The organism is Ruminobacter amylophilus, from assembly GCF_900115655.1.
Classification (GTDB): domain Bacteria; phylum Pseudomonadota; class Gammaproteobacteria; order Enterobacterales; family Succinivibrionaceae; genus Ruminobacter; species Ruminobacter amylophilus.
Genome location: NZ_FOXF01000007.1, coordinates 58904 through 82431, shown reverse-complemented (window position 1 = coordinate 82431; position 23528 = coordinate 58904). Strand labels below are relative to the sequence as shown.

The window sequence follows — 23528 nt, the reverse complement described above, 5'->3', positions numbered from 1 at the left end:
CTGTTTGATGAAACCAGAGTGCATGATGATTACTCAATCATAGGAAGTGAATTCTGCAATTTCCTGTCAACTGTTCTATCGTTTAAATTGATTAACAAATTTGATAAGGCTGAATTACTGAACACATTTACCTATAAAAAAATCATGTCAATTTTAAAAAGAGCTAAACAAGCCAGAATTAACTCGGGTGACTGGCAACTTATTAATATGAATCCGTCTCAGGTTAAGGTACTTCAAAAGTTGTCTCTTTTACCACAAGATGAAGTACCAACTAAAAGATCTCCTGGCAGACCAAAAAAGAATGTATAGTATTACGATTTGGGAAAGTTCTAATTAAATTCAGCGCTATGTCTTTTCACATCCTGTAAAAATCAAGCGTACATAAGGAACTTCCTGTTCCTTCAGTCTGCTCTGGTCAACATCCTGTATAACCTCTCAGACTGTCATGTTGAGTTTTCCATCCGGAACATCCTTGTTCCCCTCAACACTTATAATTGTAATTATTCAGTTTTTAATTTCCAATTTTTTTTGATATTGAAAAATTACCATTTCAATAATTACAGAATTGTGAGACATGGCCGGAAGCATTGATAATACGCGGGTTGTAAAGTTGATGGTGAATAAATCGTCAGTGCAGATTTTTGCTTATTCCTACAGTTTTATGGCAAAAGTCTCACATGAGAAAATTTAATTAATTTTCTGTATAATCATATGTGGATGAAAAAACCGATGCTAATTTGTTTTATGGTAGTCAAATGATTGTACTTTACATATTTGCGCTGATTCAGTTCAGCCTGAGCTATATTATTCTGCTGCGTCAGATTAAGATAAACAGAACAGTCAAGATTATTCTTACCTTACTGTTTCTGATAATTTCCTTCAAGAATCCGCTGCTGCTGATTTTCGGTGGAAACATTCTTGCTCCTCAGCTTCCCGGATGGGTGGTGGTTGGAGCCAGTTCAGCTCAGTTCTGTCTGATGGTTGTCCTGTGTTTAGGCATATTATCAGAGATATTCTATTTATTTTTCAAGATTGCATGCAAATACAGGGTCAGCAATTCTCACAGAGTGTGTGTTTTGTGTCTGGACACTCTGTTTGCCGTCGTTATCACCTGTATAGGAACCTATAATGCCGGTCTTCCTCCGGAAAATATCTTCTACACCTTTACGGATCCAAAATACCCTGATAATTTCAGAATAGTGCACATCACCGATACGCATATAGGAACCAACACATCTCCTGAAAGAATCAGAAATCTCGTAAAACAGATAAATGATCTTCATCCCGACCTGATAGTTCACACCGGGGATATTATTGACGGACGCTATGAAGCCATCGCTCCTCAGGTTGATGAACTGAGAGGTCTGAAAGCAAGATACGGGGTGTATGCCGTAAACGGAAATCATGAATATTACTCTGATGCAGCCAGCTGGAATGATGTCTGGGGAAAGCTTAATATCAGAATGATAAACAATTCCAACGTTACCATAACCGATGACAGCGGCAAAAGACTGCTGTTTCTGGCCGGCATAAGCGATCCTCAGGCTTTGAGAGTGAATCCTCCTGAACAGGGTCCGGATTATGTGGCTGCCACTGAAGGTTTTGACAGAAGTCTGCCGATGGTTATGCTGAGTCACCGTCCGAAAGAATTTCCGAACTGCGTAACGGCAGGTGCGGACATCACTCTGAGCGGACATACTCACGGCGGTATGGTTCCGGGACTGAAACAGCTTGTGGCACTGCTTAACGGCGGCTATGTATCAGGTTATTATGAACATCAGGGAAAAAAGATGATTCTGAACAACGGTACCATTTTATGGGCAGGATTCTATATAAGAATCAACGATCCAGCACAGGTCGTGGTAATAGATCTCAAAAACAGGTAATCAGATGAGACTTTGACTGAGAAAATGACAGGAATGGCTTTGTCAGGTATCAGTTAAGTCGGATAATTAGGAATCTTTAAACAGCAGGTTGTTGAATACTGTCGCTACGGATGAGTTTATGGGGAAGAGTAGTTCTGTTTTTGTCTGCAGTGAGTGCGGAGCTGAGTTTTCCAAATGGCAGGGACGCTGCCCTGAATGCGGAGCCTGGAATTCAGTACAGGAAACCGTTGTGGCTGATTACACGCCCAGAGTTACAGCTCAGAGCGTAAGCAGCCGTCTCAGAGGTTTTTCCGGGGAAATATCCCAGAAGGTGGTTACTCTTGACAGTGTGTCGCTTGCCAGGGTTCCCAGACTGTCATCCGGATTCAATGAACTGGACAGGGTTCTCGGCGGAGGTATTGTAGCCGGATCAGTAGTTCTTATAGGCGGTAATCCCGGTGCGGGCAAGTCCACTCTGCTGCTGCAGGTGGTATGCAATCTGGCCAACAGAGTCAAAGTTCTGTATATAACCGGTGAAGAATCTCTGCAGCAGGTTGCCATGAGAGCCGCAAGACTCGGCTGTAACACCAGCGGGGTGAACATTGCCACGGAAACTTCCATTGAAATGATTCTGGCCATGGCTGAAAGGGAAAAGCCGCAGATTCTCATAGTCGATTCCATTCAGGTAATGCACCTTGACAGCATATCGTCAGCCCCGGGAAGCGTTTCTCAGGTAAGGGAGGGGGCTGCCGCACTGACTCAGTTTGCCAAACAGAACGGAGTGGCAACCTTTGTGATTGGTCATGTTACCAAGGACGGCTCTCTTGCAGGACCGAAGATCCTTGAACATTGTGTGGACTGTTCTCTTCTGCTTGAAGGGGATACCGATTCAAGATTCAGAACTCTGCGCTGCAAGAAGAACAGATTCGGAGCCATAAATGAAATCGGAATATTTGCAATGGTTGATAAGGGAATGCGGGAGGTTAATAATCCTTCTGCCATTTTCCTCAACCGTTCGGATATCATAAGTCCGGGATCCGTGGTTATGGTTATCTGGGAGGGATCCAGACCTCTGCTGGTGGAACTGCAGGCTCTGGTGGATTACAGTCAGTACGGTAACCCTCGCAGACTCACCATCGGTACGGAATCCAACAGACTGGCCATGCTTCTGGCGGTCCTGCACAGACACGGCGGCATATCTCTCGGAGATCACGACGTGTTCATCAACGTGGTAGGCGGGGTCAAGGTCGAAGAAACCAGTGCAGACCTGCCGCTGATAATTACAATGATATCAAGCTATAAGAATACGCCGATAGCACGTGATCTCATATCTTTCGGTGAAATAGGACTTAACGGTGAGGTAAGACCGGTTACTCAGGGAACAGAAAGACTTCAGGAAGCATACAAGCATGGCTTTAAGCAGGCAATAGTGCCTTATGACAATGCTCCGAGAAAACCTATTGGAGACATGAAGATATATCCTGTAAAAACACTGCAGGATGCTTTGAACGTATTAAGCGGAAATCAGTAATTTAAGACCTGATTAACGTCAGCTTATTCAGTTTTGGACGGAAGGAAGAATGTCATCAAATATTAGAAAGAGAACATCGTTTGCAACCAGACTCGGATTTATTCTGGTAACTGCAGGATGTGCGGTCGGACTCGGCAATGTGTGGAGATTCCCTTACATTACCGGACAGTCCGGAGGCGCGTTTTTTGTTATTCTGTATCTTTTGTTTCTGATTTGTCTGGGGATTCCGATGATGTCGGTGGAACTTGCCATAGGCAGAGCTTCAAGAAAAAGCATTGCCCAGGCTTTTACCGAACTGAGGGAGGACAAAAAAGGATGGAACTGCGTGTCATATGCTTCCATGGCAGGACTTTATCTTCTCATGTCCTATTACAGTGTTATCAGCGGCTGGCTGCTTTATTACTGCTATCAGACTTTTACCGGAGACATCATCGGTATCAGTGAAACACAGATCGGGGAGAATTTCAGTAATCTGATGGCTGATCCGACAACTCAGATAACCAGTGCCGTTTCGGTTCTGTTTCTGGCCAGCCTTGTCTGTGTAAGAGGCTTGAGAAACGGTATAGAAAGGATGGTAAAACCATCCATGCTGGGCATGCTCGTCATAATGGTCATTATGATTTTTCATTCATGTTCTCTTGAAGGCGCATCAGAAGGACTGTCATTCTATCTTTATCCTAACTGGGATGCTGTTGAGAAAATCGGCTTCGGAAAAGTTCTGTACAATGCACTGACTCAGGTGTTCTTCTCACTGAGCATAGGCATAGGCTCTATCATGATTTTCGGGTCATACATGTCAAAGGAGCATTCCATCATCAAGGAAGGTTTTATTATCTGTGTTCTGGATACCGTGGTGGCATTCATGGCCGGACTTATAATATTTCCTTCATGTTTCAGCTACAACATAAGTCCGAGCGCAGGTCCTACGCTTGTTTTTGAGACCATGCTGCAGCTGTTTAACAAAATGCCGCACGGACATCTGTGGGGATCTCTGTTCTTCCTGTTCCTGACCATAGCAGCCCTGACTACGGTTATTGCCGTGGTTGAAGCTATCATTAAGGGGTATTCTGAACTCTTCAGCGTCAACAGATTCAAATCAACGATCATAAACTTCTTTGCTATTTCGGCTCTGGCTGTACCTGTTGCTCTCGGCTCAAACAAACTGTCGTTTATACAGCCGTTCGGTGAAGGTTCATCCGTTCTCAGCCTGTTTGATTTTATAGTATCGAACAACCTGCTACCTCTCGGTGCCATTATGATGGTGCTGTTCTGTGTAAGTAAAATAGGATGGGGATGGAACAATTATCTTAATGAAATCAATACGGGCAGCGGTATTAAACTGCCTGCAGGAAAATGGGTGATGTACTACTACAAATATTTTATCGTTCTTGTGGTGGTTGCGGTTCTTGTTATCGGTTATTACGATGTGTTTATAGGCATACGATAAACGTTTCTGAGACAGGAATTGGATATAAAAATACGGACATACCATTCCGGTAATGTCCGTTTAAATCCATGTAATTATGGACGAGATGAATGAAATCTGAAGTGTATTACCGCTGTCCTGAGATTACACGTTAATCTTTTTTGTCCTTCTGTGAAACGTTGTTTGAAATGGCATTGTCCATAATCTGTAAAGCTATAACCATTCGGTCCTCGTGCTTAAAACGTATTTCCAGCCATTGTCCCACATAGCTCAAATCCTCGCGCCAGTTCTTCATGATGCCTTCATCAAGATCTTTGCTGTATTTTTCATCAAATTTCAAAAGATGCTCGGTGGTATTTTCAATCCTTGGAATCAGTCTTCTGGCAACTGTCATTCGTCGGCTGCTGACATGTTCCATAATTGTAAGAATTTTCGGATAAACCTTGAAGTGTCCCCTGGACAGATAATCCACCAGCAGGTTGCAGAACTCATTCATCTGTTCATAGGACGGGTGCAGAGCCTGCGAGGATGTGTCATCTTTGTCAAGAGGCAGGGTAAGCAGTTTGAAATAGGTGGTAATCAATTGCTCTCTTGCATGGATCATCTCGTCGATCCACTTCAGCTGACCTGAAGAGACCTGCTTGGTTCGGTTAAGTGTTGTGAGCAACATAAACACCTCCATGTGACGGATACATAACATTCTATGTTTTGGTTCAGTATATAAGAAAACGTTTTTTTGATCTGCCTGCCGTATAGAATATTTGGAAAAAAACGGGAGCGAAAATCATATTTGTGAATGAGTTCTAATTACGAAAAGTATTGATATAAAAGGGATGATAAAGTTGTTTTACTGCTGAAAACCGTTGATTGTTCAACTGATTCCGGCTGTGAAAAAATACAGGTGACAAAATAAAAATCGCCGTGTTCATATAACAGCGGCGATTTAAAAATGGTTTTCGGCAGATTAGTTGATTCCGAGTTTGCGTTTGTACTCGGCTATCTGAGCCTTGAGTCTCTTTTCGGTTGCTGAATCACCGCCGTAACCTGAATTTGGCAGACTTACCTTCAGCGCGTTAACAGGTACTCCCTTGATACGGACTTCATAGTGAAGGTGCGGACCGGTTGATGCACCGGTGTTGCCGCTCAGGGCAATACGATCATTGGCTTTTACCTTCTGACCAGGTTTAACAAGAATCTTGCTCAGATGCATGTAAACTGTTGAGTAGTCACCCCTGTGCTGAATTACGATGTAGTTACCGGCAGCTCTCTGGAAGGTGGCCTTGGTCACTATACCGTCCGCAGGTGCAAAGATAGGTGTACCTACCTTTACGCCGAAGTCGGTACCGTTGTGCGGTCTGACTTTACCGGTAATAGGATGACGTCTGTTCGGATTGAAGTTACTGGTGATGCGGATTGGACCGGCGACAGGGTAACGGTTGAATTTGGTACTCTTTCTTGCATGAATACCCTTGTCATCATAGTAGGAATTGTTGGAGGTATCCCTGAAGGCGTTCATACGGCCGTTCTTCTGGGACTTGATGGTGACTGCATTGATTTTTGAGTTAGGTTTGCTTGAGGCAAAGAGAACTCTGATTTCATCACCGGGACGCAGGTGTTTAGGCTGCATTCGACCTCTGTACAGTTCGGTTATCTTGATGGCTTCTGCTTTGGTCAGACCTGCTCTCTGTGCCGCCTGCACGAAGGTATCGCCCTTGTTGATGGTGAAGGTTACGAGTTCCTTGCGTCTGTTAAGAAGGTCTCTTCTTGCTTTTTCTTCGGCAAGTCTCTTTTCTTCAGCCTTTCTTTTTGCTTCGGCTTCAGCTTTCTGTCTGGCAAGTTCCTGAGCCTTCTTTTCAGCTTCCTTATCCTGTTTGTCCTTTTCAGCTACGGCTGTCTGCTGATCCTTCGGCTGTTCAGTCTTTGTCTGCTGAGTTTCATTTTTTCCATGGTCACCGGATTCTTCGGTCTTAGGCTGAACTGCTATTTCGGTGGTGGACTTGATTTCATCGTCGTTCTGACTGTTGAGATGTGAATCAATCGGTTCGAGAACCGCGGTAAAATCAAGGGAGTCTGGTGACTGTCTTGAAAAACGCAGCTGATTCTGTCGATCATAAGGTTTTACCAGCTGCAGAATCTGCATCTTGTCGTTAAAGAGAAAGTACAGCTTGTCTTTCGGCTTGATTGATCTTATGTTGCTTCCGTACTGCGGTACCTGTTCGATAGCTTTAAGCACTGCAAACGGCTGGTTCAAGCTCATGAAGATATTGTTGATGTTATCGCCGGGAACAACGGTCTGGGTAAACCATTCGTTGTCGCCTGATTTTTCATTTTCATCTTCATCATAAAGATCGCTGAACGGGATAGGATCACTGTCCAGTGTTTCCGTAGCATTAACGTCTTCTTCCGAGAAAATGTTTCTGGACATTCCGTTGTGAATGTCCGGATGGCGTCCGGTGGACTCCCATGAATATTCATTACGGTTTGAGATTTCTTCCGGGGTAGGCAGGAAAATGGCGGTGATCAGGGAAATAACGACAAGCGACCATATTGCATACATATGGTGACGTGGGATTTTATTGTTGTCGGCAGGTTCGGTATCGGAGAAAAAATCGCTGTTGCTGCTTATCTGCGCCCATAAGGATTTTGCAGATGAAATGTTCCTGTCACGTGCGGCGCTGCCGTTCTTACTGACGGTATCCGTATTATTTGCATTGTTTCTGGCGTTACCAGCTCCTTTTTTACCTGTATCATCGGGAGCATGGCCTTTACCGCCCTGAGCCGGACGTCTGGCTTTCTGTAACTTCTGATTACCGTTATCAGAGTGCGCTTTACTCATGTTTAATCCCAGTCATAAGTATTTTGGAAATGTTACCGTTATAATCTTATTTTTAATATTATCCATACCACCGGTTTATAACGACCGTAAAAGCAACCTGCGTAAAGCGTTGTCGGCAGATTCGGTCAGCAGGCTCCGGAAAAAGTCATAGATCTAATCACTTATAACATAATTAGAGCCTATTTACATTAATAATTTAGTGCTTAAAGGTATGTGCGGTGCTATTTTCTACAACTTCTTTTTAATGTGTAAACACAGTGTTATCGATTTTTTTTAATCATGTTATAAATATACCGCCTGCTCGTCTCAACAGTAAAATTCCAGGAGTCAAATAAAACGGTTGGATCGTATTATTTCGACATATTGTTTATGAATTGTTTCACAGGTCGTATTTATTTTTTGATGCAGGTCTATTAATTTATTACGACTGCTGAATATTTGAGCATGTTTAACCGTGAATAATTTATGCGCTTTTCATTGTTTTGACATATGTGATATACAACATTAAAATTACACTTAATAATATGAAATCGTGACAAAACCCGAAGTCTTTCATGACTGATGAATGAATTTCCTGCAGAGAAACCGGCGGAAATTATCGGAAAAGGCGTGAGGAAGTTCAGTATGGGTAAGGCTTTGGTACTACGGTGCCGCGGTGAGTTCACAGTGCTGTTTTTATGTGGGTCGGCAGTAACTGACCTGAAATGTGAGATGAAATCAATATGTCGGATCAAGTAATAATTTTTGATACCACCCTGCGTGACGGGGAGCAGGCTCTGTCAGCAAGTCTTTCCTTCAAGGAAAAGATGCGTATAGCTAAAGCCCTGGAACAGTTGGGAGTTGATGTTATGGAAGTCGGTTTCCCGATTTCTTCACGCGGTGATTTTGAATCCGTTCAGATGATTGCGCGTGAGATCAGAAACAGTACCGTCTGCGGTCTTGCCAGAGCCATGGAAAAGGACATCGATGCCGCCTATGAAGCTCTGAGCGTAAGCGACAACTACCGAATTCACTGCTTTATCGCCACTTCCGATGTGCATGTAAAGGATAAGCTGCGCAAGGACTTTGATTCTGTTGTTGACATGGCGGTGAAAGCCATAAGATATGCAAGAAACAGAGCTCCTGACGTCGAATTTTCCTGTGAAGATGCCGGCAGAACTCCTATTGATCATCTCTGCCGCATTGTTGAAGCTGCCATTGATGCCGGGGCCGGTACCATCAATATCCCTGATACCGTCGGCTACACTCTTCCTTTTGAATTCGGCGGTATCATTGAACAGCTTTTTGACCGAGTGCCTAACATTGACAAGGCCAGAATCAGCGTTCACTGTCATAACGATCTGGGAATGGCAACTGCCAACTCCATAAGTGCCGTGGCAAAGGGAGCACGCCAGATTGAATGTACCGTTAACGGTATCGGTGAAAGAGCAGGCAACTGTTCGATGGAAGAAGTTGTGATGGCCATTAAGACCCGTAACAGAATTCTTGATCTGCACACCGGTATCAACTGTACCGAGATCACCAGAACGTCACAGCTTGTAAGTCAGCTGTGCAATATGCCGATAGCTCCGAACAAGGCTATTGTGGGAGCCAATGCCTTTTCTCACAGCTCAGGTATTCATCAGGACGGGGTTCTCAAAAACAGGGATACCTATGAAATCATTACTCCTGAAAGCGTGGGATTGAAGGAAAACACCATGAATCTTACAGCAAGATCAGGACGTCACATCATTGCTCACAGACTGGAAGCTCTCGGATATCCTGAAGGAAGTTATGATCTCGACAATGTCTACAAGCGTTTCAAGGATCTTGCAGACGTCAAGGGACAGGTTTTTGATTACGATCTTGAAGCTCTGCTGTTTTTCAGCAATCTGCGTGAAGAACCTGAAAGATACCAGATGGAATATCTTTCAGTACTGAGCGGCGGAGCAAATGTCATGCCGACTGCCAGTATCAAGATGAGCGCCGGAGAGGAACATCTGACTGAAGCAGCCGTAGGTAACGGTCCTGTGGATGCTCTTTACAAGGCTATCTACAAGCTTACCGGTTATGATATTGAACTTAAGACATACGAAATTAAGGCCAAGGGACAGGGCATTGATGCTCTGGGGCAGGTTTCAATCATTGTGGAATACAAGGGAAAGGTATTCCACGGCATGGGACTGGCTACAGATATCATTCAGGCATCCGCTCTTGCCATGATTCACGTATGCAATTCGATTTACCAGTCTGATTTGATTGAAGAAAAGAAGCACAGTGCGAAATAACTACGGTTTTGACAGACGTCAGTAACCATGGACAGGAGAATAACCGTTGATTCCGGCGTATGGTACGCAGGAATCGGAAGGTGTGAATCATGGATACAGGCAAACCATTAAACAATAAAAAGCGACTGAATCAGGCTTTTGTGATATAGTTTACATAATAATTTTTGTCAGTAAGACTTCGGAGCAGCTGAAGTCTTATTTTTATGTTTTTTTAGTATATTGGGTCTACAGTATTAAAGGGTGCAGTGTCATTGTGCCATGGAGATTTTGAGATGTCTGATAATTTACGTATAGCGGTTTTACCCGGCGATGGTATTGGTCCTGAAGTAATGGAACAGGCCGTTAAGGTGTTAAAGGCTACAGCTGAAAAGTTCAATCTTTCATTTGAATTCAGAGAATGTTTTGTAGGCGGCAAGGCTATTGATGAATGCGGCTGTCCTCTTCCTGAAGAAACCTTGAAAACCTGCGAGGAATCCGATGCTATTCTTTTCGGTTCAGTAGGCGGTCCTAAGTGGGATCATCTTCCTCCTGATCAGCGCCCTGAAAGAGGTGCTCTTTTACCGCTTCGCAAACATTTCAAACTTTTCTGTAATTTAAGACCGGCTCAGATTCATCAGGGACTGAACACTCTTTCTCCGTTAAGAGAAGACATTTCCGCCAAGGGTTTTGACATGGTTTGTGTAAGAGAACTTACCGGCGGTATCTATTTCGGTCAGCCGAAGGGCAGAGAAGGTCAGGGTGCTGAAGAAAAGGCATACGACACTGAAATCTATCATCGTTTTGAAATCGAAAGAATTGCCAAGATTGCTTTCGAATCAGCCCGTTTACGCAGAAACAAGGTAACTTCAGTAGACAAGTCAAACGTTCTTCAGAGTTCAATCCTCTGGAGAGAAGTGGTTTCTGAAGTTCACAAGTCATATCCTGACGTTGAACTCAACCACATCTACATCGACAACGCAACCATGCAGCTGGTAAAGGATCCTTCACAGTTCGACATCCTCCTCTGCAATAACATGTTCGGTGACATTCTTTCTGACGAATGTGCAATGATCACCGGTTCAATGGGTATGCTCCCAAGTGCAAGTCTGAATGAGGACGGTTTCGGTCTTTATGAACCTGCCGGCGGTTCAGCTCCGGATATTGCCGGTAAGAATATCGCCAATCCTGTGGCTCAGATTTTATCTGCAGCATTGATGCTCCGCTACAGCTTCAAGCTCGAAGATGCCGCAAAGGCAATTGAAAATGCCGTATCTGCAGTACTTGCCGAAGGCTACCTCACCGGAGACCTCATGGCCAGCGGTGCCAGCAAGCACGAAGTGCAGAGCACCAGTGCAATGGGTGATTTAATTGCTAAGAAAATTAAGGAATTATAAAAATGGGTAAGACTTTATACGAAAAGCTCTATGACGCTCATATCGTGTCTGAGAATGAGGGTGAAACCCCGATTCTCTACATCGACCGCCATTTACTTCATGAGGTAACCAGCCCACAGGCATTTGCAGGTCTTGAATTCAATCACCGCCAGGTTCGCAGACCAAACAGAACCTGGGCTACCATGGACCACAACGTATCAACTTTATCAAGCAGTATTGATGCATGCGGTGAACTCGGCCGTATCCAGATGCAGACTCTTATCGACAACTGCAATAAGTTCGGTGTGCCTCTGTATGCTCTCGGTCATAAGTGGCAGGGTATCGTTCACGTAATCGGCCCTCAGATCGGTGTAACCATTCCGGGCGTAACCCTGGTATGCGGTGACTCTCACACTGCAACCCATGGCGCTTTCGGTGCTCTGGCTTTCGGTATCGGTACTTCAGAAGTTGAACACGTACTGGCTACCCAGACCGTTAAGCAGGCCCGTCTTAAGAACATGAAGATTGAAGTTAACGGTGTTCTCGGCAAGGATCTTTCCGCAAAGGACATCATTCTGGCAATCTGTGCCAAGTTAGGTACTGCGGGCGGTACCGGCTATGCAGTTGAATTCTGCGGTGAAGCCATCAGAAATCTTACCATGGAAGGCCGTATGACTCTGTCAAACATGGCTATCGAAATGGGTGCCAAGGTTGGTCTTATCGCTCCTGATGAAACAACCTTCAATTACGTTAAGGGCAGACCGTTTGCTCCTAAGGATGACGTATGGGATGAGGCTGTTGCCTACTGGAAGACTCTCAAGTCTGACGATGATGCGGTATTCGATGCAGTAGTTACCCTTAATGCATCAGAACTCAAGCCAATGGTTACCTGGGGTACCAACCCTGGTCAGGGTATGAGCATCGACGGACTTATTCCTGCACCTGAAGATTTTGACAACGAAATTGAAAAGCTTTCATGTGAAAAGGCTCTTGCCTACATGGACCTCAAGCCTCATACCAGAATTACCGACGTTGCCATCGACAAGGTGTTCATCGGTTCATGCACCAACGGCCGTCTTGAAGACCTTCAGGCTGCGGCTGCCGTAATCAAGGGCAGAAAGGTTGCTCCTAACGTGCAGGCTATTGTGGTTCCAGGTTCTCAGGAAGTTAAGGATGTTGCTGAAAAGCTCGGCCTTGACAAGATATTCCTGGATGCAGGTTTCGAATGGCGTCTCCCTGGCTGTTCAATGTGTCTTGCCATGAACAGCGATAAGGTTCCAAGCGGTGAACGCTGTGCCTCAACCTCAAACCGTAATTTTGAGGGAAGACAGGGCAGAGGTTCAAGAACTCATCTGGTTAGCCCGGCTATGGCTGCAGCTGCTGCCATTGCAGGTCATCTTGTAGACGTAAGAAATTTTTAGGAGATCGGATTTATGCAAAAGTTTGTTTGTCATGAAGGCCTGGCAGTACCTCTTGATGCTGCAAATGTTGATACTGACCAGATTATTCCTAAGCAGTTTCTTCAGGCTGTATCCAGACAGGGTTTCGGTAAGCACCTGTTTAACGACTGGCGTTATTTAGATGAAGCAGGTACCATTCCTAACCCTGATTTCATTCTGAACTACCCAAGATATGCCGGCGCAAGTATTCTTGTTGCCCGTGAGAATTTCGGTAACGGTTCAAGCCGTGAACACGCTCCGTGGGCTCTTGCCGATTATGGTTTCAAGGCTATTATCGCCTCAAGCTTCGCCGATATTTTCTACAACAACTCACTGAACAACGGTCTGCTGCTGGTTAAGCTTGCTCCGGAAGAAGTTGATGCCCTGCACAAGGAAATCAATGCTCATGAAGGACAGAAGATAACAGTGGATCTGGAAAATATGCAGGTTAAGTGCAATGACCTTACCTTCTCTTTCACTCTGGACAGCTTCAGACGTTACTGTCTGCTGAACGGACTGGATAATATCGGTCTCACTTTACAGCATGAAGATCAGATTGCGTCATATGAGTCCAAGTTAAAGTCCTGGATTTAATTTTTCAGAGGGAACGCTCCGTACTCAGGACGTGAGATACGGAATTAGACAGATCAAGAGACGGAGAAAGTTTTTTCTCCGTCTTTTATTTATGTTTTCTTATGCTGTTTTTATAATGACCGTAAAAAATATTACCATCATGGTTTAAGAAATAAACATGTGAGATACATCAATATAGGCTGAGGCAAAGTCATTTATTTTTGTGAGGGAGCCTTAATTTAATAAGATTTATTTTATTTTTTAGCTATATATGTTGTATAAAAATAAGATGAGATGAACTTTGCTTAATTTTTTTGTTTTGCAGGTCTTTTCTCATATATAATATTTATAATATTTTTAAACATTCATTAGCATTTAGGTTCGAAATGTCAGGTAACAAGGAAAGAAGAACATTCATCAGAGTTGAACTTCCGATTGAGTGCCGGGTTATATTGAAAGGCAGTGTGTATGATGCCAAGTGTCTTGATCTGAGCGCCACAGGTATGTCTCTGCTGCTGAAAAACGGTTCGCTGGCTGTCGGTGATTCAATTCAGGTAATATCTGATGACGCCGATGATATGCCTCATATCGATGCTCAGGCAAAGGTGGTGCGTGTTATAGATCCGCGTTCGTGCAAATACGGCATTAAGTTCGAGGAGTAATCGGATTAAGAAAGCCTGCAGGCAAAGAAACGGAACTTCGCATAGTACAGATATATAATTTCCTCATTTTAAAATGAAATCATCAGATGATTTTATTTTAAAGTGAGGATTTTTATTTGTGTTGTTTAAAGTGTCCGGTTGTGATAAAAGTATTACGGTGATATTACTGATTTTAGAGAATTGAGGTTTATTATGAAACCAGCTAAAGGAGAAAGGAAGATTCCTGTCTTCAGTATTTTCGGGGCAAGAAATCATGACGGAAACAACCCTGACAAACACGAAAGTCTCAAATTAAGGGAGACGGTCGGGGCTTTCTTTAAAATAGCCATGCCATACTGGAGATCAAAGGAAAGTTTTGCGGGAAGACTTCAGTTTATTGGAATTCTGCTGTTTACTTCCGGTACGATTTTTCTGGCAAAGCAGTTCAATGACTGGTACAAGGAGTTCTGGGACAATGTCCAGAACTACAATATGGACGGTTTTTACGGCGGTCTGTATCTGTTCCTATTTCTTGCCACACTTCATGTCTGCAACGAAGTTTACAAGTCGTACGTGATTTCCGCTCTCAGTATCCGCTGGAGAAGATGGCTCACTACGCATTATACAGAGCGTTATCTCAATGAAAGCACTTATTACAGACTCCAGCTTACTGATCAGAAGACCGATAACCCTGATCAGCGTATAGCCGAGGATCTGAGCAGTTTCGTTACCCTGACCATAGGTATTGTGGTCAGAATGATAACTTCCACCGCAATGCTGGTAACATTCTCCATTATACTGTGGGGATTGTCTTCAAGAGTTGAAAATGTGACCGTGGGGGATTTTACCTTCTCACTTCCTGACGGATATCTTTTCTATCTGGCACTGATTTATGCCGTATGCGGTACCGTGATAACATTTATTATCGGTAAGCCTCTGGCTCTGCTCCATTTCAGACAGCAGCGTTTTGAAGCTGACTACCGTTATTCCCTGATAAGACTTCGTGAAAATGCCGAAGCAGTGGCTCTGTATAAAGGTGAAAAAGAGGAAAGTACCAGACTTAACAGCTACTTTGGTGACGTTGTTAAGAACTATATCTATCTTATTAACAGAACCAAGTCTCTGGAATTCTTTACCTTCGGCTGTGATCAGCTGGCGGTAATATTCCCGATACTTGTGGCTTCTCCTCTGTATTTTGCCAAAATCATTACCATCGGCAGTCTGATGCAGATAAATTCAGCTTTCAGCAGGGTTTACAGTTCTCTTTCCGTAATCATGTCTCTGTTCCCGGAACTAGCCACCTGGAAAGCAGTAATAGACCGTCTGGCACTCTTTGAAAAGAGCATGAAAAAATCTTTGCAGCTGTCAAAGCCTGATGTGAGATATGAGGCTGAGTCAGTTCGAATTGACAATCTGTCAATAACCAAGCCGAACGGTACAGCTCTCATCAGCAATCTGAATCTTCAGCTTAAGAACGGTGATCGTCTGCTGATAAAGGGACCTAGCGGCGTCGGTAAGTCAACTCTTTTAAGAGCCGTTGCGGGAATCTGGCCTTATTCATCAGGAAGCGTGACACTGCCGGAATCCAAAAAGGTCCTGTTTTTAAGTCAGAAGCCGTATATGCCTATGGGAACACTGGCTCAGACCATCTGCTATCCTTCAGCAGAATTTTCTGATGAGAATTATCTGGCTTCCCTGCTTGAGAAGGTCGGACTTGAACATCTTGTTCCTCATCTGAATACGGAAGATCAGTGGGGGCTGGTGCTGAGTCTCGGGGAACAGCAGCGAATCGCTTTCCTCAGAGCCATTATCAACAGACCTGACGTGATTTTCATGGATGAGGTAACCAGTGCCATGGATGAACCGAATGAATCAAAGCTCTATGCTATGCTTAAGGATGAGCTGAAGGATTCAATTATGATAAGTGTCGGTCATCGAAGCACTCTGGAAAATATGCATAACAGAATTCTGGACTTTACGGATAAGAATCCGTCATTGAAGTGATGCAGGATTTTTAAAATACCGCAGTCATATGTGCCCCGTTATTGATCTGCAGATTGATAACGGGGTTTTGATTATGAAGTTTATCTATGGGGAAATATAAGACGGTTAAGGTTATCAGTACTGATCTCTGATAATCTGCTCCAGAACCTTGGAGAGTCCGTCATTGAGATTGGTATCGGTTATCAGATTGGCGACTTTTTTGACTTCTGGAACAGCGTTGGCCATGGCTACGCCGAGTCCTGCGTATTCAATCATGCTGATGTCATTCTGTTCGTCTCCGAAGGATACTGTTTCTTCCTGCGGAATGCCGATTGTTTCACACAGCAGTTTCAGGCCGTTGCCTTTGCTGGCCTGTTTGTTGAGAACCTCGAGAAAACAGAAAGCGCTTCTGGTTACGGTGTAGTCTTCACGGTATTCGTCAACCTTGTCCTGAATGCCCTCAACTTCTTCGGCTGAGCCGCAGAACATGAATTTCTGGAACAGTTCGTCGTCGGGAATGGTGGCGAAATCTATCATGGTGCAGCCGATTTTGTTTAAGGTCATCTCCACGTCAGTCCATTCGTTTGGTTTTGCGGCCAGAAGTCCTCTGGTTGTGGAGAAAGCGTGGTAATTGATATTCAGTTCTTCCGCCTTTCTGGCCATTCTTCTGACTTCAGCTCCGGTAATGCAGCAGGAACATATTCGTCTCAAAGGATTGAGCTCATAGACCTCGGCGCCGTTAAAACTGATGGCATACTGCCCCTGATGAAGAATATCCAGCTGTCTGGCAAAATGTATTATGCCGTCAATAGGTCTGCCGGTGGCAATAACGAAATGCATTCCTTTGCTCATGGCTTTTTTTATGGAGCTGATATTGGCAGGGGAAATGTTTCTGTCGGTATCAAGCAGGGTTCCGTCAAGGTCGGTTGCAATCAGTTTATACATAATAAATTCCAGAAGGTTAAAAATACGGGATTATTTTAAACCAAATGGAGAAAAAATTGAAATACGGAAAAAGCATCGAACGCGGTGGAGCTTTTCCTGTATGGCTGAAAAACAAAAAGACAGGTTAAGAACCTGCCTTTTGGAATCAGTAATCTCATTCAGAAGGTCACAGAATTACTTCTTTGCCTTCTTGGTCTTCTTCTTCGCGGATTCAGCCACGGTATCCTTCAAGTTCTTGCCTGCAACGAATGCTGGAACTCTGGTTGCCGGAATTTCAATAACTTCCTTGGTTGCTGGGTTGCGACCGGTTCTTGCAGGACGATCCTTAACCTTGAAAGTACCAAAACCGATGAGACTTACGCTGTTACCTTCCTTGAGTTCATTGGTAATGATGTCAATGATTGCTTCAACTACGTCATGAGCTTCACTCTTCTTAAGTTCAGCTTTTTCCTGAATTGCACTTACTAATTCTGATTTATTCATAAATGAACCTTCATTAAGTCCTAAATAATATTGTACTTATAACCTGTGAGCGGGTGATGCCGTATTTATAATTAAATATTGAGCTTAAAAAAAATAGGCATTCCAATTCATATTAGTGTTGAAATGTGGATATACAAGAGTTATCAACATCCGACGCTATAGTTAGAGTATATAGCAATCACTGATGATTTGAACAAAATCTTTTTAAAAGTGTTGAAAAATTTATAAAAATCAAGGCATGTGTCAAAAAATAAAGGCTGTTTTACTTGAAATCAAGGTGATGTCGGAGCTTAAAAAGATAGAAATTTTATGTAATTTTGGTTAAAATTCACATGGTTTTTTGTTTTGTCTACCAGACAGTAATGTTTTATCCGAATCGTTATGGTTTGTGGTTTTTGATATAGAGGTATTGAATGGATATTATTCGTCCTATAAGAAGAGCTCTTATCAGTGTTTCTGATAAGACTGGTATTGTGGATTTTGCCAGAGAACTTGAAGCCCGCGGTGTTGAAATCTTATCAACCGGCGGTACAGCCAAGCTTCTTGCCAAAGCCGGTCTTAAGGTAACCGAAGTAAGTGATTACACCGGTTTCCCTGAAATGATGAGCGGTCGTGTAAAGACTCTTCATCCAAAGGTTCACGGCGGTATTTTAGGTCGTCGCGGCATTGACGATGAAGTTATGGCAAAGCATGACATCAAGCCTATTGATCTTGTTGCCGTTAACCTCTATCCGTTCGCTGCCACCGTTGCATCTCCTGACTGCACTCTCGAAAAGGCTATCGAAAACATCGATATCGGCGGTCCTACCATGGTAAGAAGTGCCGCCAAGAACTTCAAGGATGTTGCCATTGTCGTTAATGCAAAGGATTACTCAAGAGTAATCGCTGAAATGGACAGCAACGGTAATTCTCTTACCTACGAAACCAGATTTGACCTGTCAATCGCTGCATTTGAACACACCGCAGCCTACGACGGCATGATTGCCAACTACTTCGGAACCAAGGTTCCTGATTACGGTATTCCTGAAGAATCAGATCCTGAATCAAAGTTCCCTCGCACCTTCAATACCCAGTTCATCAAGAAGCAGGACATGCGCTATGGTGAAAACGGTCACCAGAAGGCTGCATTCTACGTTGAAGCAGGCAACAAGAACGCTAGCATTTCAACCGCAAAGCAGATTCAGGGCAAGGCTCTTTCATACAACAACATCGCTGATACCGATGCCGCTCTCGAATGCGTTAAGGAATTCAGTGATCCTGCATGTGTAATCGTTAAGCATGCAAATCCTTGCGGTGTTGCTTTAGGCAAGGATATCACCGAAGCCTACGACAAGGCATTCAAGACTGATCCTACCTCTGCATTCGGCGGTATCATCGCTTTCAACCGCGAACTTGATGCGGTAACCGCAAAGAGCATTATCGACAGACAGTTCTGTGAAGTGATCATCGCTCCTAGCGTAACCGAAGAAGCCAAGGCAGCGGTTTCCGCCAAGAAGAACATCCGTCTTCTCGAATGCGGTTACTGGACCAAGAGAGAAGCTTATCTCGACTTCAAGCGTGTTACCGGCGGTTTACTCGTTCAGGATGCTGACGTAATCAATCTCAATCCTGAAGATCTCAAGGTTGTAACCAAGCTTCAGCCTACCAAGGAACAGCTTGAAGAATTACTCTTCGCATGGAAGGTTGTTAAGTTCACCAAGTCAAACGCTATCGTTTACACCAAGGATAAGATGACCATCGGTGTAGGTGCAGGTCAGATGAGCCGCGTATTCTCAGCTGAAATCGCAATTAAGAAGGCTAACGAAATCGGTCTCGACATCAAGGGCACCGCTTTGGCGTCTGACGCATTCTTCCCGTTCAGAGACGGTATTGACGCAGCTGCGGCAGCAGGTGTTACCTGCATTATTCAGCCAGGCGGATCAGTTCGTGACCAGGAATGTATCGATGCTGCAAACGAACACGGTATCGTAATGGTATTCACCGGAATCCGTCACTTCCGTCACTAATAGTTTTTTGTTCTGAAGAAGTACTGGAAACAGTACTTCTTTTTAATTATTTAATGGATTTTTTATGAAAGTTTTAGTAATCGGTAACGGCGGTCGTGAACATGCTCTCGCATGGAAAGCTGCCCAGTCTCCTCTTGCCGAAGTTGTATATGTTGCTCCAGGCAATCCTGGCACCGCTCTTGAACCAAAGCTTCAGAATGTTAATATCAGCGTAAGTGATGTAGACGGTTTACTGGCTTTTGCCAAGAAGGAAGCTGTTGATCTGACCATCGTCGGCCCTGAAGCTCCGCTGGTAGCAGGCGTGGTTGATGCATTCAGAGCAGCCGGCCTCAAGATTTTCGGACCTACCAAGGCTGCGGCACAGCTTGAAGGTTCAAAGTCATTCACCAAGGACTTCCTCTTAAGACATAACATTCCTACTGCTCACTATGCAGTGTTCACCGAAGTTGACAAGGCTCTGGCTTACATTGATGAAAAGGGTGCGCCTATCGTAATCAAGGCTGACGGTCTTGCAGCAGGCAAGGGCGTTATCGTGGCAATGAACGTTGAAGACGCCAAGGCTGCCGTAAAGGACATGCTCGCAGACAACGCTTTCGGTGATGCCGGTTCAAAGGTTGTAATCGAAGAATTCCTGTCAGGTGAAGAAGCTTCATTTATTGTTATGGTTGACGGTGACAATGTTGTTCCTATGGCAACCAGCCAGGATCACAAGCGTGTAGGTGACGGTGACACAGGTCCTAACACCGGCGGCATGGGGGCATATTCTCCTGCTCCGGTTGTAACCGCTGACGTATATGAAAAGGTAATGAGCCAGATTATCTATCCTACCGTACAGGGCATGAAGGCTGAAGGCAACACCTATACCGGATTCCTGTATGCAGGTCTGATGATTGATGCTGCCGGTAATCCTAAGGTTATCGAATACAACTGCCGTTTCGGTGACCCTGAAACTCAGCCAATCATGCTGAGAATGGACAGCGATCTCGTTGATCTCTGCTATAAGGCTACTGAAGGCAGGCTCAAGGGTGAAACCGCCAGATACAATACCAAGGCGGCGGTAGGTGTTGTTCTTGCCGCAGAGAATTATCCTGCTTCTCCTAAGAAGGGCGATGTTATTTCCGGTCTTGATTCAGAATTTGAATCTGAAGTTAAGGTATTCCATGCCGGTACGGCTCTTAAGGACGGTAATATCGTTACAAACGGCGGCCGCGTGCTTTGTGTGACCGCATTGGGTAATACAGTTCTCGAAGCAAAACAGAAGGCCTACAGGGCAATTAAGAATATCAGCTGGAACGGCATGTTCCATCGTAATGATATTGCTGACAGGGCGATTGCAAGAGAACAGAGCAAATAGTGTAAGCTCATAAATGCTGCCTCCGCATGGCAGTATTCGGGCTTCTACTGTTTCTATGAAGTGTTTTAAGAAGAGCAGATACGTGTATCTGCTCTTTCTTATCGATTATTATTCCACAGAATATCAGTTTTCAGGATTAGGACGTGAATCAGGTTGTTGAACAGCTGCTACTATTTTTAGGCGGCTTTGTGGCTAACGTTCTGGCATCACTTTCAGGTGGCGGTGCCGGATTCGTGCAGCTCCCTCTTCTTATTTTTATGGGGCTCCCGTTCTCCCTCGCCCTCGGTACCCATAAGGTTGCCGTGGTGGCACTCGGCCTCGGTTCTTTGGCCAAAAACCATCAGGTGAACAATCTGAACGGAAAGGCCGTACTCATATTTTTACTGTTGGGATGTCCTGCTGTTGTTCTCGGATCAGTTTTTGTTGTGGAGCTAAAGGACTGGATTGCGGAATTCAGTCTTGGTCTGATAACAATCGCATCTGTTATTTATTCCGCAACCAAAAAACAGTTTGGGCTGGAAAACAGGGAAAATACTCTGACTCGCAGGGATTACGTAAGGGCTGCGTTTTTTACCGTGTTGGTCGGGATTCTCAGTGGTTCATTTTCCAGCGGAGCCGGTCTTATGGCAATTATGGTAATGGTAATGTGTTATCGTATGGATATAAAAAAGGCCATTCATCATTCAATGATACTGGTGGCATTTATATGGAATCTGACGGGAGCCGTTGCCATGGGAACCATGGCAAGTATTCACTGGGAATGGGTTCCGATGCTTGTTTTAGGTGCTTTCCTGGGCGGTTTTACGGGAACATTCCTGATAAAGTATCTGGATGCCGCCAAAATAAAGATCCTGTTCCAGTTCATTATGCTTTCAAGCGGTATCCTGCTTCTGTATAAGGCAGGGGTTCATTTTACAGGCTGATGATATTCAGAGACCCCTGGTATCAGAAACTCAAAAAGGCTTTTACCATCCTGATGGTATAAAGCCTTTTTTATTTGTCCTTCCGGCTGTTCCCGGAACTTAACCTGCAGATGAATGTCTTATAATAAGTGTGATGAAATCAGAATCACATGCTTAACAGATATTAATCGTAGCCTGTCAGGATGTTTTAAACGGAGAGAAGATCTGATGAACATTCATAAAAGGAAAATGATTGCTCCGGTCGTCATAACAGTTGTCGGAGTTGTGTATTTCTTTTTCTATTTCGTATGTCTGATTACGACAACAGACAGCATGATCTGCCGCATCCTGATGGGAATAATTCCGCTTTCACTGATTGTCGTCATGCTGGCTGTCTGTATGCAGAGAATCAGGGAAATCAATGAAGGAGAAGAAGATGATCTTGGTAAATACTGATTATGTTTCCGGAAAGGAACTCTTGACTCTCGGACTGGTTAAGGGGAGTGTCGTTTGGTCAAAGCACCTGGGTAAGGACATACTGCAGGCTTTTAAAACACTGGTTGGCGGCGAACTCGGTTCTTATACCGAAATGATGAATGAGGCAAGAGCAATGGCTACCAAGCGCATGGTCTCTGAGGCACAGGCAATGGGTGCTGATGCCGTTGTGAATGTCCGCTATGCATCTTCCGAGGTTATGCAGGGAGCAGCTGAAGTGGTGGCTTACGGTACTGCGGTAAAGTTTAAAAACTGATTTTTTCCGATAATCATTTAAGACTTCAGTAAACTGAAAAACAGAAAGGGAAGCATTCGAGGCTTCCCTTTAGTTTTCTTTTTCGGACTGATGAATATCAGCTCGCCAGGTTATCAGTCTATGCAGATGCCGATATTTGAGCATCCGAGTTCTTCGCATTCCTTCCTGAGAGCATTGGTAAACTCAGGGGAGCGGGTTGCTTTTGAAATGCGGTCAAGCAGGTTGATCTGGTAGTCCATTTCCTCCACGATTAGCTGCTTGTCATAAAGTTCTTCATCTTCGTAGACGGCGTCTTCGGTAAACTCGAGATATTTGGCCACGGTACAGATGGAAGCGCTGCTTGCGTGTTCGGCCTCTTCACCGAAATGGTTTACGATGGCATTTATGGACTGGGACAGGGAAATGCAGGCGTCAAGAGCCGGATATGCTCCGTACGGACTGTCATCGTCGATGTCCGGAATATGTTTTTCAAGTGTTTCCAGAAGGTTTTCCAGATTGATGTGATTTTCCTTGTCGGTATGAAATTCCCACATGGTGTTGAGAATGTTCTGAAAATCCTTTTTGGCCTCATGATCTTCGGTCACTTCAGCAAAAAGCAGAAAATTTGGAGACTGTCTGTGGGCTAAAGTCAGGGCGAACAGAGACTGCTGCCATGGTTTTAACTCGTTAAGCATTTTATAAAACTTTTCACCGAAAATAGCCATATGTACATCCTTCAAACGCTACGATTGATATATTTTATCAAAAAGCGCCACTGTTGTTAAAAGACTTTGGATGTTTTTGTCTCTGCTGTTCTTAAATTACTCATAAGATTGATTAAGTATATTAAAAGTTTGACAATGTTCACAAAAAATGTATACTTTACAGAATTCTGTTTTATAACAGTGCGGGGCTTATACAGATAAGCGGAAACCTCAATTTTTCTATATTTACGAGTCTTTGACTAAGTCGGGTTTTACTTTTAGAAAATACGAGGTTAAGGGTGTTTTTTACAAGTAAGAACAGTTGGCTTTTCATCTGATGATGTCGTGAATTTTGTTCCCGGAATACCTCAGGTTTTTTTGGGGGCTTTATTCATGTCTGACATCTGTTTAAATTCATCGGTCGGTCCGGAATCGTGCTGATTTGCGGAGACTGATGCTGTTTTGAAACCATGTGTTGATTATACAGTTGC

At 44.1% G+C, this 23528-nt stretch carries 18 protein-coding genes and 2 pseudogenes; 15 read left to right on the top strand and 5 right to left on the bottom strand.

Annotated features, from left to right (window positions below; all coding sequences use genetic code 11):
- The 4 genes and pseudogenes from BMY80_RS12335 to BMY80_RS03380 all read left to right on the top strand — a co-directional run.
- Window positions 1-309: pseudogene (locus tag BMY80_RS12335) on the top strand (transposase); the annotation flags it as partial.
- A 446-nt stretch (window positions 310-755) separates the two neighbouring features.
- Window positions 756-1886, top strand: coding sequence for a metallophosphoesterase (locus tag BMY80_RS03390; protein WP_093140906.1), 1131 nt, complete (start codon window positions 756-758; stop codon window positions 1884-1886).
- Window positions 1887-2004: 118 nt separating this feature from the next.
- On the top strand, window positions 2005-3396 hold the full coding sequence (gene radA, locus BMY80_RS03385) for a DNA repair protein RadA (RefSeq protein WP_031579007.1): 1392 nt from the start codon (window positions 2005-2007) through the stop codon (window positions 3394-3396).
- 49 nt (window positions 3397-3445) lie between these two features.
- Window positions 3446-4843, top strand: a complete 1398-nt coding sequence (locus BMY80_RS03380) for a sodium-dependent transporter (RefSeq protein WP_218140311.1) — start codon at window positions 3446-3448, stop codon at window positions 4841-4843.
- A 130-nt stretch (window positions 4844-4973) separates the two neighbouring features.
- Here BMY80_RS03380 and BMY80_RS03375 read toward each other — a convergent pair whose 3' ends face one another.
- On the bottom strand, window positions 4974-5492 hold the full coding sequence (locus tag BMY80_RS03375; RefSeq protein ID WP_031579009.1) for an Rsd/AlgQ family anti-sigma factor: 519 nt from the start codon (window positions 5490-5492) through the stop codon (window positions 4974-4976).
- A gap of 294 nt (window positions 5493-5786) precedes the next feature.
- A complete protein-coding gene (locus BMY80_RS03370; protein ID WP_218140310.1) occupies window positions 5787-7658 on the bottom strand; it encodes a peptidoglycan DD-metalloendopeptidase family protein in 1872 nt (623 codons plus the stop codon).
- Window positions 7659-8380: 722 nt separating this feature from the next.
- Between BMY80_RS03370 and leuA the strand changes: the two genes are divergently transcribed.
- The 6 genes from leuA (at window position 8381) to BMY80_RS03340 (ending at window position 15934) form a co-directional block, all read left to right on the top strand.
- The gene (gene leuA, locus BMY80_RS03365) at window positions 8381-9925 is read left to right on the top strand and encodes a 2-isopropylmalate synthase (protein ID WP_093140903.1); all 1545 of its coding nucleotides are present in this window, start codon (window positions 8381-8383) and stop codon (window positions 9923-9925) included.
- 272 nt (window positions 9926-10197) lie between these two features.
- Window positions 10198-11298, top strand: coding sequence for a 3-isopropylmalate dehydrogenase (gene leuB / locus BMY80_RS03360; RefSeq protein ID WP_031578365.1), 1101 nt, complete (start codon window positions 10198-10200; stop codon window positions 11296-11298).
- A gap of 2 nt (window positions 11299-11300) precedes the next feature.
- Entirely contained in the window at window positions 11301-12698 is a 1398-nt protein-coding gene (gene leuC, locus BMY80_RS03355) for a 3-isopropylmalate dehydratase large subunit (RefSeq protein WP_031578364.1), read from the top strand.
- A 12-nt stretch (window positions 12699-12710) separates the two neighbouring features.
- A complete protein-coding gene (leuD, locus tag BMY80_RS03350; protein ID WP_031578363.1) occupies window positions 12711-13310 on the top strand; it encodes a 3-isopropylmalate dehydratase small subunit in 600 nt (199 codons plus the stop codon).
- Between the two features lie 365 nt (window positions 13311-13675).
- Entirely contained in the window at window positions 13676-13951 is a 276-nt protein-coding gene (locus BMY80_RS03345; protein WP_031578361.1) for a PilZ domain-containing protein, read from the top strand.
- Window positions 13952-14143: 192 nt separating this feature from the next.
- The gene (locus BMY80_RS03340) at window positions 14144-15934 is read left to right on the top strand and encodes an ABC transporter ATP-binding protein/permease (RefSeq protein ID WP_093140901.1); all 1791 of its coding nucleotides are present in this window, start codon (window positions 14144-14146) and stop codon (window positions 15932-15934) included.
- Between the two features lie 114 nt (window positions 15935-16048).
- Here BMY80_RS03340 and BMY80_RS03335 read toward each other — a convergent pair whose 3' ends face one another.
- Together BMY80_RS03335 and BMY80_RS03330 are read right to left on the bottom strand one after the other, a co-directional pair.
- Window positions 16049-16858 carry a Cof-type HAD-IIB family hydrolase gene (locus BMY80_RS03335; RefSeq protein WP_093140898.1) on the bottom strand — a complete coding sequence of 270 codons (810 nt, stop codon included), beginning with the start codon at window positions 16856-16858 and terminating at the stop codon, window positions 16049-16051.
- Between the two features lie 174 nt (window positions 16859-17032).
- Window positions 17033-17356 (bottom strand): annotated as a pseudogene (locus BMY80_RS03330) (HU family DNA-binding protein); the annotation flags it as partial.
- 398 nt (window positions 17357-17754) lie between these two features.
- Here BMY80_RS03330 and purH point away from each other — a divergent pair.
- The 5 genes from purH to BMY80_RS03305 all read left to right on the top strand — a co-directional run bounded on the left by purH (window position 17755) and on the right by BMY80_RS03305 (window position 22354).
- Window positions 17755-19347, top strand: coding sequence for a bifunctional phosphoribosylaminoimidazolecarboxamide formyltransferase/IMP cyclohydrolase (gene purH / locus BMY80_RS03325; protein ID WP_093140895.1), 1593 nt, complete (start codon window positions 17755-17757; stop codon window positions 19345-19347).
- A 64-nt stretch (window positions 19348-19411) separates the two neighbouring features.
- On the top strand, window positions 19412-20701 hold the full coding sequence (gene purD, locus BMY80_RS03320; RefSeq protein WP_093140893.1) for a phosphoribosylamine--glycine ligase: 1290 nt from the start codon (window positions 19412-19414) through the stop codon (window positions 20699-20701).
- Window positions 20702-20844: 143 nt separating this feature from the next.
- The gene (locus tag BMY80_RS03315) at window positions 20845-21624 is read left to right on the top strand and encodes a sulfite exporter TauE/SafE family protein (protein WP_031578354.1); all 780 of its coding nucleotides are present in this window, start codon (window positions 20845-20847) and stop codon (window positions 21622-21624) included.
- Between the two features lie 207 nt (window positions 21625-21831).
- Window positions 21832-22059: a hypothetical protein gene (locus BMY80_RS03310; RefSeq protein WP_218140309.1), complete on the top strand. Its 228-nt coding sequence runs from the start codon at window positions 21832-21834 to the stop codon at window positions 22057-22059.
- Window positions 22040-22354 (top strand): YbjQ family protein, encoded by a 315-nt coding sequence (locus tag BMY80_RS03305; RefSeq protein ID WP_031578352.1) that lies wholly within the window; start codon window positions 22040-22042, stop codon window positions 22352-22354. The genes BMY80_RS03310 and BMY80_RS03305 overlap by 20 nt, the downstream gene beginning before the upstream one ends.
- 113 nt (window positions 22355-22467) lie before the next feature.
- On the opposite strand, the gene BMY80_RS03300 is transcribed toward BMY80_RS03305, so the two are convergent.
- Window positions 22468-23058 carry a YjaG family protein gene (locus tag BMY80_RS03300; protein ID WP_093140890.1) on the bottom strand — a complete coding sequence of 197 codons (591 nt, stop codon included), beginning with the start codon at window positions 23056-23058 and terminating at the stop codon, window positions 22468-22470.
- Window positions 23059-23528: the final 470 nt, after the last annotated feature.

Excerpts from the sequence above, each read along its gene's own strand:
- leuD (WP_031578363.1), top strand. The coding sequence starts at position 12,711 with ATGCAAAAGTTTGTTTGTCATGAAGGCCTGGCAGTACCTCTTGATGCT.
- BMY80_RS03335 (WP_093140898.1), bottom strand. The coding sequence starts at position 16,858 with ATGTATAAACTGATTGCAACCGACCTTGACGGAACCCTGCTTGATACC.
- BMY80_RS03300 (WP_093140890.1), bottom strand. The coding sequence starts at position 23,058 with ATGGCTATTTTCGGTGAAAAGTTTTATAAAATGCTTAACGAGTTAAAA.
- BMY80_RS03375 (WP_031579009.1), bottom strand. The coding sequence starts at position 5,492 with ATGTTGCTCACAACACTTAACCGAACCAAGCAGGTCTCTTCAGGTCAG.
- BMY80_RS03370 (WP_218140310.1), bottom strand. The coding sequence starts at position 7,658 with ATGAGTAAAGCGCACTCTGATAACGGTAATCAGAAGTTACAGAAAGCC.
- BMY80_RS03345 (WP_031578361.1), top strand. The coding sequence starts at position 13,676 with ATGTCAGGTAACAAGGAAAGAAGAACATTCATCAGAGTTGAACTTCCG.
- leuA (WP_093140903.1), top strand. The coding sequence starts at position 8,381 with ATGTCGGATCAAGTAATAATTTTTGATACCACCCTGCGTGACGGGGAG.
- BMY80_RS03390 (WP_093140906.1), top strand. The coding sequence starts at position 756 with ATGATTGTACTTTACATATTTGCGCTGATTCAGTTCAGCCTGAGCTAT.
- leuC (WP_031578364.1), top strand. The coding sequence starts at position 11,301 with ATGGGTAAGACTTTATACGAAAAGCTCTATGACGCTCATATCGTGTCT.
- radA (WP_031579007.1), top strand. The coding sequence starts at position 2,005 with ATGGGGAAGAGTAGTTCTGTTTTTGTCTGCAGTGAGTGCGGAGCTGAG.
- BMY80_RS03310 (WP_218140309.1), top strand. The coding sequence starts at position 21,832 with ATGAACATTCATAAAAGGAAAATGATTGCTCCGGTCGTCATAACAGTT.
- leuB (WP_031578365.1), top strand. The coding sequence starts at position 10,198 with ATGTCTGATAATTTACGTATAGCGGTTTTACCCGGCGATGGTATTGGT.
- purH (WP_093140895.1), top strand. The coding sequence starts at position 17,755 with ATGGATATTATTCGTCCTATAAGAAGAGCTCTTATCAGTGTTTCTGAT.
- BMY80_RS03305 (WP_031578352.1), top strand. The coding sequence starts at position 22,040 with ATGATCTTGGTAAATACTGATTATGTTTCCGGAAAGGAACTCTTGACT.
- purD (WP_093140893.1), top strand. The coding sequence starts at position 19,412 with ATGAAAGTTTTAGTAATCGGTAACGGCGGTCGTGAACATGCTCTCGCA.
- BMY80_RS03340 (WP_093140901.1), top strand. The coding sequence starts at position 14,144 with ATGAAACCAGCTAAAGGAGAAAGGAAGATTCCTGTCTTCAGTATTTTC.
- BMY80_RS03380 (WP_218140311.1), top strand. The coding sequence starts at position 3,446 with ATGTCATCAAATATTAGAAAGAGAACATCGTTTGCAACCAGACTCGGA.